Raw genomic sequence first — 16601 nt, 5'->3', positions numbered from 1 at the left:
TGTCACTGGCAGCCCGAGGCGGACTCGGTCTCGCAGTAGTGGTGGAGCTCCGCGACGTAGGTCTGGAACTCGGCGTAGGTGTGGGCGAACTTCGTCTCGCCCGTCGCCAGGTTGACCGCGACGTAGTAGTACCAGTCGCCGTCCGCCGGGTGCAGCGCCGCCTTGATCGCGGCCGCGCCCGGGTTGCCGATGGGACCCGGCGGCAGACCCTTGGTGACGAAGGTGTTGTACGGGGAGTCGGTGCCCTCGCGCTCGGCCTGGGTGAGTCCGACCGTGAGCGGCCGGTGGAGCGCGTAGTCGACGGTGGCGTCGATCTGGAGGTAGCCGGCCTGGCCCTGCTCCCCCGGGTGCTCGATGCGGTTGTAGATGACCCGGGCGATCTTCGCCATGTCCTCGGGGGTCTTGCCCTCGGACTGCACCAGGCTGGCCACCGTCAGCAGCTGCTGCACGGTGTAGGTGTGACCGTCGATGGTGGTGTCCTCGAGACCCGCGGCGGTGGCCTGCTTGCGCCACGTGCCGACCATCTGGGCGAGCATGTCCGCCGCCGTGGCGTGCGGACCGAAGTCGTAGGTCGCCGGGAAGAGGTAGCCCTCCGGGTTGCCGCCCGCGGTCTGCGGCAGCGACACCTTCGAGAGGGCCTGGGCGACCTTCTGCGTCGAGGTCTTGGATGCCTTGGCAACCGCGGCGACGACATCGGCGGCGCGGACGCCCTCGCGGACCAGCACGGCGTTCTGGACGAGGTTCTTGTGGTCGACCAGGACCGCGAGCGCGGCGGAGGCTCGCATCTTCTTCTTCAGCGGGTAGAAGCCGACCTGGATGCCGCTGGAGCGGGTGTCGGCGGTGGCGGCGTCGACGAACGCCTCCACCGAGGCGACGACGCCCGCCGCCTTGAGGTTGCGGCCCATCTCGGCGGCGGTGTCGCCCTGGTGCACCTCGAACGTGACCGAGCCGGAGCCGGGGCCCGGATAGTCGGCGGCCGAGTTGCCCACGTGGTCCTTGAGGAAGTGGTAGCCCTTGGTGCCGCCGACGACCGCCAGACCGCCGATGACCGCGAGCGCGACCAGCACGGCCAGGCAGCCGGAGGCGCGGCGCTTGGGACGAGGCGCGACCCGGCGTCCGCCGCCGGTGTGGCCGGCCAGGAAGGAGGGCTCGTGCTCCACCGCGGGCTCGGGAGCGGACTGGTCGTACGGGGCCTCCGACCCGGCCGCGGCGATCTGCTCGACCGGGACGGCGCGGGTGCCGGTGTCACCGGCGACGTAGTCCGGCAGTGCGGCCTGGTGGCGACCGCCCTCGGGGCCGACCGGCTCCTCGCCGGACGGCTCGGGCGCGATGCCCTGGAACGGATGATCAGTCATGCTGCGTGTCTCCTTCGAGCGCGACGACCTCGCCGGGCGCTTGTCCCGAGGTGCGTTCGGTGTCCAGGGCGTGCTGCAGGATGAAGACGGCGGCGGCCTGGTCGACCACCGCGCGACGGTCCTGGCCCTTGCGGCCCCGATCGCGCAGCATAGCCTCGGCGCTGACCGTGGTGAGCCGCTCGTCGACGAGACGCACGGGCGTGGGGGCGAGTCGCCTGGCCAGCGACGCGGTGAACTCGCGGACCTTGGCGGTGGCCGGGTTCTCGCCGCCCTTGAGCGAGCGCGGGAGGCCGACGACGACCTCGAGGAGGACGGACTCCTCAGCGATCTCCGCAGCGATCGCCTGGAGCCGCTGCAGATCTCCGCGACCGCGCTTGACTGTCTCGACGGGCGTGGCGAGGAACCCGGTGGGGTCGCTCTTCGCGACCCCGATCCGGGCGTCTCCGGGATCGATCCCGAGCCGGACCCCCGTCCGCATCAGCGGATCACCGCACCAGGGTGGGCACCAGGGCGATCGCCTCGTCGATCTTCCCGACCTCGGTGCCACCACCCTGGGCCAGGTCGTCCTTGCCGCCGCCGCGGCCACCGAGGACCGGGCCGAGGGCCTTCACGACGTCGCCGGCCTTGAGGCCGCGCGCCCGGCCGGCCTCGTTGACCGTCGCGACGACCGCGACCTTGCCGTCGGCGTCGCCGAGGACGACCACGACGGCCGGGCGGTCGGCGGCGAAGCGGGCGCGTACGTCCATCGCCAGCGTGCGGACGTCCCCGCCGCCGGCCCCGGCGGCGCGGGCAGCGACGACGGCGACGCCGTCGACGTCGATGGCCTTCTCGGCGATCGAGCCGGCGTTCGCGAGCAGCTGCGCGATGCGGACCTTCTCGATCTCCTTCTCGGCGGCCTTGAGGCGCTCCATCATCTCGCCGACCCGGCCGACCAGGTCGTCGCCCTGCTGGGCCTTGAGCAGGTCGGTCAGGCTGTGGACGACGTCGCGCTCGCGGGCGAGGTACTTGAAGCCCTCGACGCCGGTGAAGGCCTCGATGCGGCGGTTGCCGGAGCCGACGGAGGCCTCGCTGGTGACGACCAGGGTGCCGATCTGCGAGGAGTGGTCGACGTGGGTGCCGCCGCAGAGCTCACGGCTCCAGGGGCCGCCGATCTCGACGACGCGGACGTTGGTGTCGTCGTACGTCTCGCCGAAGAGCGCGACCGCGCCCCAGTCCTTGGCCTGGCTCAGCGACATGTACTGCGCCGAGACCGCGAGGTCGGCGCGCAGCGCGTTGTTGGAGACCTCCTCGATCTCCGTCAGCTGGCCCGGGGTCAGGCCCTGGGTCCAGCCGAAGTCGAGTCGCAGGTACCCCGGTCGGTTGTACGAGCCGGACTGCAGCGCCGTCGGGCCGAGCACCTCCCGGAGCGCAGCGTGCACGACGTGGGTGCCGGAGTGGGCCTGACGGGCGCCGAGACGCCAGTCGGCGTCGACCTGCGCGTGCAGCGCGGCGTTGGCCGCGGAGCCGGTAGCGAACTCGCCGTCGACGACGCGGACCTGGTGCACGACGAGGCCCTTGACCGGACGCTGGACGTCGATGACCTCGAAGCGGCCGCCATCGAACTCGATGATGCCGGCGTCGGCGGCCTGGCCACCGGACTCGGCGTAGAACGGCGTGCGGTCGAGCACGAGCTCGCCGATCTCGCCGCTGCCGAGCGCGTCCACCCGCTTGCCCTCGCGCAGCAGCGCGATCGGCTTCGACTCGGTGGTCAGCGTGGAGTAGGCCTGCCAGTCGGTCGGGCCGACGGTGTCGAGGATGTCGCGGTAGACCGACAGGTCGGCGTGCTGACCCTTCTTCGCCTTCGCGTCGGCCTTGGCGCGCTCGCGCTGCTCGGCCATGAGGGTGCGGAAGCCCTGCTCGTCGACGCTCAGACCGGCCTCGGAGGCCATCTCGAGCGTGAGGTCGATCGGGAAGCCGAAGGTGTCGTGCAGCTGGAACGCCTTGTCGCCCGAGAGGACGGCCGGCGCGCCGCTGGATGCGACCTTCTGCTTGAGGTCGTTGGCAGCCAGATCGAAGATCTGGGTGCCGGACGCCAGCGTCTTGCGGAACGCCTCCTCCTCGGCGTTGGCGACCCGGATGATCCGGTCCCAGCCGGAGTGCAGCTCGGTGTACGTCTCGCCCATCTTGTCGCGCGAGACCGGCAGCAGCTCGGGCAGCGCGGGGTCCTCGTACCCGAGGAGGCGGAGGTTGCGGATCGCGCGCCGCAGCAGGCGGCGAAGCACGTAGCCGCGGCCCTCGTTGCCCGGCGTGACGCCGTCGCTGATCAGCATCATCGAGGAGCGGACGTGGTCGGCGACCACGCGGAAGCGGACGTCGTCGTCGTAGGAGGCGCCGTACGTCTTGCCGGTGAGCTCCATCGCCTTCTCGATCACCGGGAAGACGACATCGGTCTCGTACATGTTCGCCTTGCCCTGGAGCAGGTAGGCGACCCGCTCGAGGCCGAGGCCGGTGTCGATGCCGGTCTGCGCCAGCTTGCCGGCGATGTCGACGTCGTACTTGGAGCGGGCGGCGGAGATGTCGTCCTGCATGAAGACGAGGTTCCAGAACTCGAGGTAGCGGTCACCGGCGTCCCAGTCGCGGTCGGCGCCGAACTGCGGGCCGCGGTCGATCAGGATCTCCGAGCAGGGGCCGCCGGGGCCGGGGACGCCCATCGACCAGTAGTTCTCGCGCGGGGGCAGCCGGACGATGCGGTCATCGGGCAGGCCCGAGACCCGCTTCCAGATCGCGACGGCCTCGTCGTCGCCCTCGAGGACCGACGGGTAGAGGACACCCTCGTCGAGACCGAAGCCGCCGTGCTCGAGGGACTTGGTGACCAGGTCCCAGGCGAGCGTGATGGCGCCCTCCTTGAAGTAGTCGCCGAAGGAGAAGTTGCCGCACATCTCGAAGAACGTGCCGTGACGGGTGGTCTTGCCGACCTCCTCGATGTCCGGCGTGCGGATGCACTTCTGCACCGACGTCGCGCGCTGGAACGGCGGGGTGGCCTGGCCCAGGAAGTACGGCTTGAACGGCACCATGCCGGCGTTGACGAAGAGCAGGTTCGGGTCGTCGAGCAGCAGCGACGCCGACGGCACGGCCGTGTGGGCCAGCGTCGGGTGGTCGGCGAAGTGGCTGGTGAAGCGGCGACGGATCTCCGCAGTGCTCAGCCAGGTGTCGGGACGGTTGTCACTCACTGCTTCGGGTGCCTTCCTGAGGTGCTTCAAGCGCGTTCTGGTCGCGCCCGGAGGTCAATTGTGGAGTGGGGTCGTACGAAGGGGTGAATCGCTCGCGCAGCCGGGGCTCGGCCTCGGCCTTGCCCTGGGCGACCTCGTCGCGCAGCATCCGGGCGCCGAGCCCGATCGCCTGCCAGCGGTCCCGCAGACCGTCGGGGGTCAGCGCCTCGGCCGCACGGTGGCCGCGTACGACGGCGTAGATGCCGGCACCTGCGCCGGCGGCGAACCAGAGTCCGCGCCTCATGCCACGCCCTCCTCGTCCGGGATCGCGGTCATGCCCTGGCGCTGGCGGGCCCGGTGCTCTCGCAGCGCCTGCTTCATCTCGGCCCTGCGGTCCTTGCGGGAGCGCTTGACCTCCCGCTTCATCTCGAAGCGGATCCGGTTGCGGGTCTCGGGGGCGAGCGCGCGCCGCACGCCGTGGACCAGGGAGGCGGTCTGGACGACGGTCTCGCGCACCACCGCGTCGGCGAACGCGGGGCCGGTGAGGCTGACCTTCACCGGAGCGCGCTCGGGCTCCGGGTCGTCCTCGCCGAGGTGGGTGATGACGAACTCCGTGGCGGTCGGGAGGCGCGGGACGCTCGCGCCCGGTCCGGACGGAGCGGCCGTCGCGACCTCCGGCTCCGCGACGGTCGCGGTGCGCGCGCCGGCGAGCCTCGCGACCTCCGCGTCGAGCGCCTCCAGGCGGACGCGCAGCGCGGCGACGTCACGCCGCCAGGCGACGAGCGCGATCACCGCCACAGCAGCCGCCACCAGCGCCACGAGGGCGAGGACGATGGCGAGCGTGGTCATGGAGCCAGACCCTATCGCGGTGCCGGTCAGCGCTCGGCTCGCCCACGGATGATCGCACGGATCCGCTCCCAGCGGTCCTTGACCGCAGCCTCGTTGCCGTACGTGGTGGGTTGGTAGTACGCGGCGTCGCCGATGGCGTCGGGGGCGTACTGCTGCTCGGCGATCCCGAACGGCTCGTCGTGGGCGTACTTGTACTCCACGCCGTGGCCCAGCTTCTTCGCCCCGCCGTAGTGGGCGTCGCGCAGGTGCGGCGGGACCTGGCCGATCTTGCCGGCCTTCACGTCGGCGATCGCGGCGAAGATCGCGTTCGTGACCGCGTTGGACTTGGGTGCCACCGCGAGCGCGATGGTCGCCTGGGCCAGCGTCAGCTGCGCCTCCGGCAGCCCGATCAGCTGCACGGTCTGGGCCGCGGCGACCGCCGTGGTGAGCGCGGTCGGGTCGGCCAGTCCGATGTCCTCGCTGGCCAGGATCATCAGGCGGCGCGCGATGAAGCGAGGATCCTCGCCGGCCTCGAGCATCCGAGCCAGGTAGTGCAGCGCCGCATCGGCGTCGCTCCCCCGCACCGACTTGATGAAGGCGCTGATCACGTCGTAGTGCTGATCGCCCTGGCGGTCGTAGCGGACCGCGGCCTGGTCGACAGCGGTCTCCGCGGCCTCCAGGGTGATCGCCTCGGAGCCCATCGAGTCCGCGGCTCCGGCCGCGGCCTCCAGATAGGTGAGCGAGCGGCGCGCGTCTCCCCCGGCGAGCCGGACGAGGTGGTCGAGCGCCTCGTCCTCGATGGCGAGTCGCCCACCCAGGCCGCGCTCGTCCTCGAGGGCCCGCTCCAGCACGGCGCGGACGTCGTCATCGGTGAGCGACTCGAGGCGCAGCAGCAGGCTGCGCGAGAGCAGCGGGCTGATGACGGAGAAGAACGGGTTCTCGGTGGTCGCCGCCACCAGGGTGACCCAACGGTTCTCCACCCCGGGCAGGAGGGCGTCCTGCTGGGCCTTGGAGAACCGGTGCACCTCGTCGACGAAGAGCACCGTCTCCTTGCCCGTGCGCACCAGCGTCGCGCGCGCCGAGTCGATCGCGGCGCGGACCTCCTTGACCCCGGCGCTGACCGCCGAGACCTCCACGAAGCGACGGTCGGTCTGGCGCGAGACGATCGAGGCGATCGTGGTCTTGCCGGTGCCCGGCGGGCCCCACAGCAGCAGCGAGAGCGACTGGTCGCCCTCGATCAGCTGACGCAGCGGCGAGCCGGGGGCGCGCAGCTGCGCCTGGCCGGCGAGCTCGTCGAGGGTGCGCGGACGCATCCGTACGGCGAGCGGCGCGGCGACGTGATCGGCGTCGGAGAGCGATCCGCCCTCGCGAGCACGCGCCGGGTCGGTGGATCCGGCTGGCTCGTCCGGGATCTCGAAGAGACCCTCCACCATCCCACCTCGCTACGACTTCACAGGGAGAACGCAGCGACCGCTGCCAGCACCAGGACGATGAGCGACCCGAGCGGGATCCAGGCTACCGAGGAGGTGATGGGCGGCGCCTCCCCGCCTCGCTCGCGGGCCTGCGCCACCACTGAGCGCAGGTACTCGGCCGCGTACGCGGTGGCGCTCTCCACCTCCCGGCGCCCGCCCTCGGAGACCAGGCCGCGCGCGAGGTCGGCGTGACCGCGCGCGAGGCTGCTGGGCCGGAAGCCGACCGCCGCCGAGGTGTATCGGCGGCGGCCGACGACGAGCTCCAGGTAGGCCCGCACCCGGACGGCATCGACCCGCGCCGCCGGGATCCGTACGTCTCGCACCGATCCGATCAGCACGATGACGTCGTCCTGCACGTCCACGCGCGGACGGATCAGCACCGCCCACGCGCACCAGGTGACAAGCCACACCACCAGACACGCGCGGACGCCGCCGAGCGTCGGGCTCGACACCACGAAGAAGATCCCCAGAGCGGCGGCCACCCCACCGGCGAGCCAGCCGACTCCCCGGATCCCGGTGCCCTGCGCGGACTCGGCCCGGGGGCCGGCCAGCGGAAGAGTGCGCACGCTCAGTAGAGCCTGACCCGAGGATCGAGGACCGCGTAGATGAGGTCGACGAGGAAGTTCGCGACCACCACGAACACGCTCACCACGAGCAGGATGCCGACGATCACCGGGAGGTCCTGGTTGGTGATCGCGGTCAGCGAGTTCCACCCCAGGCCGTGCATGCCGAAGAGCTGCTCGGTCACGACGGTGCCACCGGCGAGGATCGCCAGGTCGATGCCGAACTGGGTCACCACCGGCGTCAGCGCGCTGCGCAGCGCGTGACGGAAGACGACCCGGCGCTCCGAGATGCCCTTGGCCCGCGCGGTGCGGATGTAGTCCTCACTCAGCACCTCGAGCATCGACCCGCGCGTGAAGCGGGTGTACGCCGCCGCCGTCACCAGCGCGAGCGTCACCCACGGCAGGATCAAATGGTGCATCCACGGCCAGAACCCGTGTTGCGGGTTCGACGGGTCCGGCTTGCCGAACCACGGGACGTAGCCCGCGGCCGGGAACCAGGCGTGCCCGGCCGAGGTGAGCTTGAAGTAGAGGAAGAACAGCAGCATGCTGCCGAGCACGAACGTAGGCATCGAGTAGAAGATCAGCGCCAGGACGTTCAGCGCACGGTCCATGAACGACCGCGGGCGGACCGCCGAGATGATCCCCGAGCCCACGCCGAGGATCATCCACAGGATGGCCGCTCCGAACGCGATGGAGAGACTGACCGGCGCGGCACCCTTGATGATCGAGACGACCGACCGCTGGTGGTAGTAGTCGTAGCCCAGGTCGCCGTGCAGGGCACGCCAGATGAAGTGCCCGTACTGGTGCCATAGGGGCTGGTCGAGACCGAGCCGGTGGTTGATCAGGGCGATCGTCTCCGGCGTGGCCGCCTTGCCGGCCATGGTCCGCGCCACGTCGTTGGGCGCGGCGAAGAACATGAGGAACGTGGCCACCGAGACCAGGAAGACGACCAGGAGTCCGGTGATGAGGCGCACGAAGATGAAGCGGATCATTTGCGGAGCAACCTCTCGATGCGCGGGTCGAGGGCGTCACGGATGCCGTCCCCGAGAAGGTTGAAGGCCAGGGTCGTGAGCACCAGCACGCCGCCGGGGAAGAAGACCAGCCACCAGGCCTGCTGGTACAGGCCTCCGGCCTCGGCGTCGCTGATCATGCCGCCCCAGTCGGCGGTCGGCACCGGGATGCCGAGTCCGAGGAAGGCGAGCACGGCGTTGGTCACGATGTTGACCGGCACCAGCAGCGAGAAGTAGATGATGATCGGCATCACCAGGTTGGGCAGCAGCTCGACGAACATGATGCGGGTGCTGCTGGCACCCAGGGAGCGTGCGGCCTCGATGAACTCGCGCTCACGCAGCGAGATGACCTGACCGCGCACGATGCGGGCCATGGTCGCCCAGCTGAAGAACGCCAGCACGAGCACGGTGACCAGCGGGCTCTGCCCGAAGACCGCGACCAGCGCGACCGCGGCGAGAACCACCGGCAGCGCGAGAACGACGTCGAGCAGGCGGGCGATGATCACGTCGACGATGCCGCGGAAGTAGCCGGCGAGCAGCCCCAGCACGACGCCGACCGCGACCGCGATCCCGGTCGAGAGGATGCCGATGCCGATCGAGATCCGGGCGCCGTACACGAGGCGTGCGAACACGTCGCGGCCGAGTGCGTCGGTGCCGAGCCAGTGGGCCCCGCTCGGCCCCAGGGGCAGGCCGTTGACGTCCAGGCCGTTGACCTGGTCCTGGTAGTTCGGGTCCTGGCCGAGGGCGGAGTTGATCAGCGGCGCGAAGATCGCGACGAGGATGATCACTGCCATCACGGCCGCGGCGATCAACGCCACCTTGTCCTTGCGGAACCGGCGCCAGGCGAGCGCCCAGGGACCGCGCGCCACGATGGTGGTCTTGGGCGCGGTCGGGGGCGCGGTTGCGGGTGTCGCGCTCATGAGGCCACCTCCCGGGAGCCGGTCGCGGCAGCGTCGGCCCCGATGATCGTGTCGGCGATGGACGGTGTGAAGGACGACAGGTCCTGGTCCGCCTCGAGCGGGTGCAGGCACTCCACCCTCTGGGCGTCCGGGCCGGCGCCACGGAGGATCTCGAGGGTCGGCACCACGGTCACGCAGTCCTGCTCGGCCTTCGGGCAGCGCGGGTGGAACCGGCATCCCGACGGCGGGGAGATCGGCGAGGGCAGGTCGCCCGCGAGGACGATGCGGTCACGCTGCTCCGCGGCGCGCGGGTCGGCGATGGGCTTCGCCGACAGCAGCGCCCGCGTGTACGGGTGGCTGCTCGCGGTGAAGACCTCCTCGACGGGTCCGCTCTCCACGATCCGGCCGAGGTACATCACAGCGATCCGGTCGCTGATGTGCTGCACGACGGACAGGTCGTGGCTGATGAACAGGTAGGTCAGGTCGAACTCACGCTGCAGATCCTGCAGCAGGTTGATGACCTGGGCCTGGATCGAGACGTCGAGGGCCGAGACCGGCTCGTCGCACACGATCAGCTTCGGCTTCAGCGCCAGGGCGCGGGCGATGCCGATGCGCTGGCGCTGGCCGCCCGAGAAGTCCGCCGGGTACCGGTTGTAGTGCTCCGGGTTGAGGCCGACGATCTCCATCAGCTCCTGGACCTGCTGACGGCGGGTGCCCTTGCCACGGTTGCCGTGGATCGCCAGGGCGTCGCCGATGATCGAGCCGACGCGGCGGCGCGGGTTCAAGGAGCCGTACGGGTCCTGGAAGATCATCTGCATCTCGCTGCGCAGCGGCTGCATCTGCCGGCGCCCGAGGTTGGTGATGTCACGTCCGTCGAAGGTGATGGTGCCCTCGTCGACGTCGTACAGACGGGTCAGGCAGCGCGCCAGCGACGACTTGCCGCACCCGCTCTCCCCGACCAGTCCCAGGGTCTCGCCCTTCTTGATCTCGAGCGAGACGTTGTCGACGGCGGACAGCTGGAGGCGTCCGCCCAGCAGCCCACGGCTGCCGACGTTGAAGCGCTTCGAGACGCCACTCGCCGACAGCAGCACTTCATCGCTGCTCATCGGATCCCTCCCTTCTCGACCAATTGCTCGCGCAAGGCCTTGCGCTCCTCGATCTCAGTGGGCAGGAAGCACGCCGACTGGTGCTGCTCGTCGCCGAAGACGGTCTGCAGCACCGGCACCTCCTGGTCGCAGCGGTCGAACCGGTAGGGACACCGCGGCGCGAACGGACAACCCGGCGGCAGGTCGATGAGGCTCGGGGGCGAGCCCTTGACCGGCCGCAGGGGCTGACCGCGCTCCACCCGGCCGGGCATGGAGTCGAGCAGCCCCTCGGTGTACGGGTGGTGCGGCTGGTAGAAGATCTCGTCGCGCGGCGCGCGCTCGACGATCGTCCCGGCGTACATCACCGCGACGTCGTCAGCGACGTCGGCGATCACGCCGAGATCGTGGGTGATCAGGATGATCGCCGTGCCGAACTCGGCCTGCACCTTGCGCATCAGCTCGAGCACCTGGGCCTGGACGGTGACGTCCAGTGCCGTGGTGGGCTCGTCCGCGATGAGCAGCGTCGGGTCGAGCGCCATCGCCATCGCGATCATGACGCGCTGGCGCATGCCGCCCGAGAACTGGTGCGGGAACTCGTCGACCCGCTCGGACGGGAACGGGATCCCGACCATCCCGAGCAGCTCGATGGCGCGCAGCCGGGCTGCGCGCTTGGAGATGCTGCGGTCGTGGGCGCGGATCGTCTCGACGATCTGTGCGCCGACCCGGTAGGCCGGGTGCAGCGAGGTAAGGGGGTCCTGGAAGATCATGCCGATCTTCCGCCCGAGTACGGAACGACGCTGGGACGGGCTCGCCTTGATCAGGTCGAGCCCGTCGAACTGGGCGGAGCCGGAGACCCGCGCGCCGCGGGTGAGCCCGGCCAGGGTTTGCGTCGAAACGCTCTTCCCCGAACCGGACTCACCCACGATGCCGAGTGTCTTGCCCCGGTCCACGTCGAAAGAGATACCCCTGACTGCCTTGACGACGCCGTCATCGGTGTCGAACGAGACATTCAGGTCTGTCACATGGAGCAGGACCACAGGTTCACTACTTCTTCTTGAGGGCCGCAGCCAGATCCTTCTTCGCCTTGGCCGTGTCGTACGGCCACATCGCGAAGTCCTGCGAGCCGTCGATCTCCTTGGGCAGGATGTGGGTGAGCGGGATGTTGAGCAGCTCGCCGCCGAGGACCTTGATCAGGGCCGAGCGGTCGATCGCCTCGGAGAGGGCCTGACGGACCTCGGGACGCTGCAGGGCACCGCCGTTGTTCGGCGACTGGGTGTTGAAGACGACGTACGGGTTGCTGGACGACTCCGGGGTGATCGACAGGTTCGGGTCGTTCGCCTTCTTGAGCGCCGGCACCGAGGTCGGCGGCGGGAAGGTGTCCCACTCGATGTCAGCCGACGGGCTACCAGCCTGGAGCTGCTGCTGGATCGACTCCTGCTGACCGGCCTCGTCGACGATGACCTTGGTGAAGTTCTGCTTGCGGATCGGGTCGGTCTCCTGCTTCCACACCGGGTTCTGGGTGAAGACGATCGACTTCGTCGGCTCGTAGGAGTCGATCTGGTAGGGACCGTTCGACAGCGTGTGCTGAGCGAGCTCAGCGCTCGCCGGCAGGTAGTTGAGGTACTCCTCCGGCACCGGGGCGCTCAGCGCCGGCAGCGTCAGCTCGGAGACGAAGTACGACGCCGGCTGGGTGAGGTGGTACACGACCGTCGTCGGGTTCGGGGCCGTGACGGCCTTGAACGGGGCGGCGATGGCCTTCTTAATCGAGGCGACGGTGGGCGTCTTGCCCGCGTCCGCGGCGAACTTCTTGCAGAAGTCGGTGTAGCCGTCGAGCAGACCGGCGAAGTCGGACTGGCCGGTGAACGGCTGGACCGGGTTGCAGCTGCGCTTGACGCCGAGGACGACGTCGGAGGCGGTCACCGGACGGGCCGGCTTGCTGTTCCACATGGCGCCGGGGCGCAGGTGGACGGTGATGGTCTTGCCGTCCGCGCTGATGCCGCCGTTCGCCTTGGTCGGCAGCTCGGTGGCGAGGTCGGGACTGGTCTCGGTGGTGTGACCCGGCACGGCCGAGTAGCTGAACAGCTGGCGCTGGAAGAAGCGCATCGCCATGTAGCCGGTGCTGTAGTAGGTCACGCTCGGGTCCATGTAGTCCACGTCGCCGACGCCGAGGGCGTGGAGCGTGTCCTTGTCGGCACCCGTCTTGGTGACGTTCAGCGGGTCGATCTGCTGCAGCGACGGGATCGGAACCGCGTTGCTGATGTTCTTCGAGTGGTAGTTGGCCTCCTGCGGGTCGGTGATCGGGAAGATCGCCGCGTCCGTCATGACCTGCTTGTCGGCCTGGGCCCAGATGGCCTGGGCCTCCTGCGGCGTCTTCGCCGACTGCGCCTTCGCGATCAGCGCGTTGGTCGCGTCGCTGTTGTAGAGACCGAAGTTGCTGCCGCCGTTCCACGGGTACGACTGCTCGCCGCTGAAGAGCGGCAGGAAGAACGACGCCGCGGCGTCGCCGTACCAGTCGGGGCCCCACCCTGCGATCGCGATGTCGAACGTGCCGTCCTTGGCGGCCGTCTTCGACTGCAGGTACTTGGTGTAGAAGTCCGCGTTGGACGTTCCGAGCAGCTTGACCTTCACGCCGGCGGCGCTCAGCTCCTGCTCGAGCACCTGTGCCGTCTTCGTGCTGCCCTGCGAGACGTTGCGGTACAGAACCGTCAGCGTCATCCCCGAGTCGTTCGAGGCGCTGTTCCCGCTACCGCCACAACCTGTCAACGCCGCGCTACCAACCAGAGCAGCAGCCATCAACGGCGCTACCCGACGCGTAACCCTATGCATGAGCCCTCCTAGGCCATCGTTCCCGAGATACCGCGATGCAGTACCTGATTCGGACATTAGATGACGCGCCCTCCACTAGTCAGATGGGACTAGTAACAATTGGGTCAAGAAGATGTCACGGGAACTACACCGCGTGGCCATCATTCGTGCCCAGGCACGTCACAGGTCGGTTACCCGGCCATTGTCTCGCTCTTGACCTCCGGCTTGCTGTCCACCCCGGCCTCCTTGCGCTGCTCCGGGGTGATCGGAGCAGGCGCGGCGGTCAGCGGGTCGAAGCCACCGCCCGACTTCGGGAAGGCGATGACCTCCCGGATCGAGTCGGTCTTGGTGAGGTGCTGGAGCACCCGGTCCATGCCGAGTGCGATGCCGCCGTGCGGCGGAGCACCGAACTTGAAGGCGTCGAGGAGGAAGCCGAACTTCTCCTGGGCCTCCTCGTCGCTGATGCCCATCACGTTGAAGACACGCTTCTGGATGTCCTCGCGGTGGATACGGATCGAGCCGCCACCGAGCTCGGTGCCGTTGCAGACGATGTCGTACGCGTACGCCAGCGCGCTGCCGGGGTCGGTGTCGAACGTCGCCTCGAACTCCGGCTTGGGGCCGGTGAAGGCGTGATGCACCGCGGTCCAGGAGCCGGCGCCGACCGCGACGTCGCCGGAGGCCACCGCGTCGGCGGCCGACTCGAACATCGGGGCGTCGACGACCCAGGTGAACGCGAAGGTGTCCGGGTCGAGCAGGTCGAGGCGGCGGGCGATCTCGACGCGGGCGGCACCGAGCAGCGCACGGCTGGGCTTGGTGGCGCCGGCGGCGAAGAAGGCGCAGTCGCCGGGCTTGGCCCCGAGGTGGGCGGCCAGGCCGGCCTGCTCGGCCTCGGAGAGGTTCTTGGCGACCGGTCCGCCGAGGGTGCCGTCCTCCTGGAACAGGACGTACGCGAGGCCGCGGGCGCCGCGCTGCTTGGCCCACTCCTGCCAGGCGTCGAGCACCTTGCGGGGCTGGCTCGCGCCGCCCGGGTAGACGACGGCGCCCACGTACTCGCTCTGGAAGACGCGGAACGGCGTCTCCTTGAAGTAGTCGGCGCACTCGACGAGCTCGAAGCCGAAGCGCAGGTCGGGCTTGTCCGAGCCGTACTTGCTCATCGCGTCGGCGTAGGTCATCCGCGGCAGCGGCGTCTGCACCTCGACGCCGATGGTGGACCACATCGCCTTGATGATGTCCTCCATCATCTCGATGACGTCGTCCTGGTCGACGAAGCTCATCTCGATGTCGAGCTGGGTGAACTCCGGCTGGCGGTCGGCGCGGAAGTCCTCGTCGCGGTAGCAGCGCGCGATCTGGTAGTAGCGCTCGAGGCCGCCCACCATGAGCAGCTGCTTGAACAGCTGCGGGGACTGCGGCAGGGCGTACCAGCTGCCCGGGTGCAGACGCGCCGGGACCAGGAAGTCGCGGGCGCCCTCAGGGGTGGAGCGGGTCAGCGTCGGGGTCTCCACCTCGACGAAGTCGCGCCCGCCGAGGACCTCGCGGATGGCCTGGTAGACCTTCGAGCGCAGCCGGATGGCGTGGGCCGGGCCGGAGCGGCGCAGGTCGAGGTAGCGGTGCTTGAGGCGCGCCTCCTCCGAGATGTCGCCGGCGCCGTGGGCGGCCGCGTCGTCGATCGGGAAGGGCAGCGGGGCGCTGGGGTTGAGGATCTCGAGGTCGGAGACGACGACCTCGACCTCGCCGGTGGCCAGGTTGGGGTTGACGTTCGCCTCCGTACGGGCGATGACCTCGCCGGTCACCTTGAGGCAGAACTCCGAGCGCAGGCTGCCGGCCAGGGCCTCGTCGCGGATGACGAGCTGGACCACGCCGGTCGACTCGCGCAGGTCGATGAAGGCGACCCCACCGTGATCGCGGCGGCGGGCCACCCACCCGGCGAGGGTGACGGTCTGGCCGACGTGCTCGACGCGGAGGGTTCCGGCGTCATGGGTGCGGATCACTTCATGTCCTTACGTTGAGAAGTCACAAGTTGTGGGTCGAGAGGTCAGTTGTCGCGGTCCGAGAGGACGATCTGAGGCCGCAGATCCTCAGGGGCAGGCTGCCACGTGGCCGCGTCGGCGGCCACCTGGTCACCACTACGGATGTCCTTCACCTGGTCGCCGTCAGCGGTGGCGAACCAGACGTACGGGATGCCCCGCTTCTCGGCGTACTTGATCTGCTTGCCGAACTTGTCGGCCTTGGGCGCGACCTCGGTGGCGACGCCGTTGGCGCGCAGCAGCTGGGCGGTGGCATCGGCGACCGGGCGGCTCTCCTCGTCGGTGAGCGCGATCAGCACGGCGCTCGGCACACTCCGGCTGCTGGTGACGACGCCGTCGCCCAGGAGCGGCACGAGCGCGCGGCTGACGCCGAACGAGATGCCGACTCCCGGGTAGGTGCTGCGCCCGTCGCTCGCCAGCGAGTCGTAGCGGCCGCCCGAGCAGATCGAGCCGAGCGACTCGAAGCCGTCGAGACGGGTCTCGAAGACGGTGCCGGTGTAGTAGTCCAGGCCACGCGCGATCGACAGGTCGGCGACGACCCGGATCCGCTCGCTGGTGATCGGGGCGCAGCCCTCGATGACGGCGGCGAGCTCGACCAGGCCCTCGTCGAGCAGCGGGTGCTCGACACCGAGGGCGCGCACGGCGCCCACGAAGGAGCTGTCGGTGGTGGAGATCTGCGCCAGGGCGAGGGTCTGCTGGGCCTGCTCGGCGGTGAGGCCCGCGTCGGAGACGAGCAGCTCGCCGACCTTCTCGGCCGGCATCTTGTCGAGCTTGTCGACCAGCTGCATCACGCGCAGCGGGTCGCTCGCCCCGAGGCCCGCGTAGAAGCCCTGGATGAGCTTGCGGTTGTTGACCTGGATCCGGAACCCGGGCAGGAACTCCAGCTTGCCGAGCGCCTCGGCCATGACGCGGGCGACCTCGACGTCGTGGTGGAAGCCGAGGGTGTCGCGCCCGACGATGTCGATGTCGGCCTGGGTGAACTCACGGAACCGGCCGGCCTGGGGGCGCTCGCCGCGCCAGACCTTCTGGATCTGGTAGCGGCGGAACGGGAACTCCAGCTTGCCGGCGTTCTCCATGACGTAGCGGGCGAACGGCACGGTGAGGTCGAAGTGCAGGCCCATGCCCGCGTCGCCGGTCCCCTCGTCCTGGAGACGCTTGAGGACGTAGACCTCCTTGGAGGTCTCCCCCTTGGCCAGCAGCTGGTCCATCGGCTCGACCGCGCGCGTCTCGAGGCTGGCGAAGCCGTGCAGCTCGAAGGTGCGCGCGAGGGTGGCGAGCACCTGCTGCTCGACGATGCGCTGGGCGGGCAGGAACTCGGGGAACCCGCTCAGCGGGGTCGGCCTAGACAAAGGAACACCGTGCCATCTGTTGC

14 protein-coding genes are annotated in these 16601 nt (G+C 69.9%); all 14 read right to left on the bottom strand.

What is annotated here, in order from left to right:
• Positions 1-2 precede the first annotated feature (2 nt).
• The 14 genes from mltG to hisS all read right to left on the bottom strand — a co-directional run bounded on the left by mltG (position 3) and on the right by hisS (position 16578).
• Positions 3-1355 (bottom strand): endolytic transglycosylase MltG, encoded by a 1353-nt coding sequence (gene mltG, locus KSO98_RS07660; protein ID WP_225284539.1) that lies wholly within the window; start codon positions 1353-1355, stop codon positions 3-5.
• Entirely contained in the window at positions 1348-1833 is a 486-nt protein-coding gene (gene ruvX, locus KSO98_RS07655) for a Holliday junction resolvase RuvX (RefSeq protein WP_225284538.1), read from the bottom strand. The genes mltG and ruvX overlap by 8 nt, the downstream gene beginning before the upstream one ends.
• Before the next feature lie 7 nt (positions 1834-1840).
• A complete protein-coding gene (gene alaS, locus KSO98_RS07650) occupies positions 1841-4537 on the bottom strand; it encodes an alanine--tRNA ligase (protein ID WP_225284647.1) in 2697 nt (898 codons plus the stop codon).
• Between the two features lie 19 nt (positions 4538-4556).
• Complete coding sequence (locus tag KSO98_RS07645; RefSeq protein ID WP_225284537.1) at positions 4557-4847, bottom strand: DUF6167 family protein; 291 nt, start codon at positions 4845-4847, stop codon at positions 4557-4559.
• Positions 4844-5392 carry a hypothetical protein gene (locus tag KSO98_RS07640; protein WP_225284536.1) on the bottom strand — a complete coding sequence of 183 codons (549 nt, stop codon included), beginning with the start codon at positions 5390-5392 and terminating at the stop codon, positions 4844-4846. The genes KSO98_RS07645 and KSO98_RS07640 overlap by 4 nt, the downstream gene beginning before the upstream one ends.
• 26 nt (positions 5393-5418) lie before the next feature.
• The gene (locus tag KSO98_RS07635) at positions 5419-6804 is read right to left on the bottom strand and encodes a replication-associated recombination protein A (RefSeq protein WP_225284535.1); all 1386 of its coding nucleotides are present in this window, start codon (positions 6802-6804) and stop codon (positions 5419-5421) included.
• Positions 6805-6821: 17 nt separating this feature from the next.
• Entirely contained in the window at positions 6822-7409 is a 588-nt protein-coding gene (locus KSO98_RS07630; protein WP_225284534.1) for a hypothetical protein, read from the bottom strand.
• A gap of 2 nt (positions 7410-7411) precedes the next feature.
• Positions 7412-8398: an ABC transporter permease gene (locus KSO98_RS07625; RefSeq protein WP_225284532.1), complete on the bottom strand. Its 987-nt coding sequence runs from the start codon at positions 8396-8398 to the stop codon at positions 7412-7414.
• Positions 8395-9336 (bottom strand): ABC transporter permease, encoded by a 942-nt coding sequence (locus KSO98_RS07620; protein WP_225284530.1) that lies wholly within the window; start codon positions 9334-9336, stop codon positions 8395-8397. The genes KSO98_RS07625 and KSO98_RS07620 overlap by 4 nt, the downstream gene beginning before the upstream one ends.
• On the bottom strand, positions 9333-10421 hold the full coding sequence (locus KSO98_RS07615; RefSeq protein ID WP_225284528.1) for an ABC transporter ATP-binding protein: 1089 nt from the start codon (positions 10419-10421) through the stop codon (positions 9333-9335). Before KSO98_RS07615 ends, KSO98_RS07620 begins: the two co-directional genes overlap by 4 nt.
• Positions 10418-11323 carry an ABC transporter ATP-binding protein gene (locus tag KSO98_RS07610; RefSeq protein ID WP_372457771.1) on the bottom strand — a complete coding sequence of 302 codons (906 nt, stop codon included), beginning with the start codon at positions 11321-11323 and terminating at the stop codon, positions 10418-10420. The genes KSO98_RS07615 and KSO98_RS07610 overlap by 4 nt, the downstream gene beginning before the upstream one ends.
• A gap of 121 nt (positions 11324-11444) precedes the next feature.
• Positions 11445-13115: an ABC transporter substrate-binding protein gene (locus KSO98_RS07605; RefSeq protein ID WP_372457770.1), complete on the bottom strand. Its 1671-nt coding sequence runs from the start codon at positions 13113-13115 to the stop codon at positions 11445-11447.
• 281 nt (positions 13116-13396) lie between these two features.
• Positions 13397-15193: an aspartate--tRNA ligase gene (aspS, locus tag KSO98_RS07600; RefSeq protein ID WP_225284525.1), complete on the bottom strand. Its 1797-nt coding sequence runs from the start codon at positions 15191-15193 to the stop codon at positions 13397-13399.
• A 44-nt stretch (positions 15194-15237) separates the two neighbouring features.
• The gene (gene hisS, locus KSO98_RS07595) at positions 15238-16578 is read right to left on the bottom strand and encodes a histidine--tRNA ligase (protein WP_225284524.1); all 1341 of its coding nucleotides are present in this window, start codon (positions 16576-16578) and stop codon (positions 15238-15240) included.
• Positions 16579-16601 lie beyond the last annotated feature (23 nt).

Origin of the sequence: Nocardioides nematodiphilus, assembly GCF_020216525.1 — a bacterium.
Taxonomy (GTDB): Bacteria; Actinomycetota; Actinomycetes; order Propionibacteriales; family Nocardioidaceae; genus Nocardioides; species Nocardioides nematodiphilus.
Note: the sequence above shows the minus strand (reverse complement) of the source record. Positions and strands in the feature narration are given on the sequence as shown.

What these genes read in the sequence shown, in the direction of transcription:
- KSO98_RS07625 (WP_225284532.1), bottom strand. Translation starts at nt 8,398, where the DNA reads ATGATCCGCTTCATCTTCGTGCGCCTCATCACCGGACTCCTGGTCGTC.
- KSO98_RS07635 (WP_225284535.1), bottom strand. Translation starts at nt 6,804, where the DNA reads ATGGTGGAGGGTCTCTTCGAGATCCCGGACGAGCCAGCCGGATCCACC.
- KSO98_RS07640 (WP_225284536.1), bottom strand. Translation starts at nt 5,392, where the DNA reads ATGACCACGCTCGCCATCGTCCTCGCCCTCGTGGCGCTGGTGGCGGCT.
- KSO98_RS07620 (WP_225284530.1), bottom strand. Translation starts at nt 9,336, where the DNA reads ATGAGCGCGACACCCGCAACCGCGCCCCCGACCGCGCCCAAGACCACC.
- KSO98_RS07605 (WP_372457770.1), bottom strand. Translation starts at nt 13,115, where the DNA reads ATGACGCTGACGGTTCTGTACCGCAACGTCTCGCAGGGCAGCACGAAG.
- mltG (WP_225284539.1), bottom strand. Translation starts at nt 1,355, where the DNA reads ATGACTGATCATCCGTTCCAGGGCATCGCGCCCGAGCCGTCCGGCGAG.
- ruvX (WP_225284538.1), bottom strand. Translation starts at nt 1,833, where the DNA reads ATGCGGACGGGGGTCCGGCTCGGGATCGATCCCGGAGACGCCCGGATC.
- KSO98_RS07615 (WP_225284528.1), bottom strand. Translation starts at nt 10,421, where the DNA reads ATGAGCAGCGATGAAGTGCTGCTGTCGGCGAGTGGCGTCTCGAAGCGC.
- KSO98_RS07645 (WP_225284537.1), bottom strand. Translation starts at nt 4,847, where the DNA reads ATGAGGCGCGGACTCTGGTTCGCCGCCGGCGCAGGTGCCGGCATCTAC.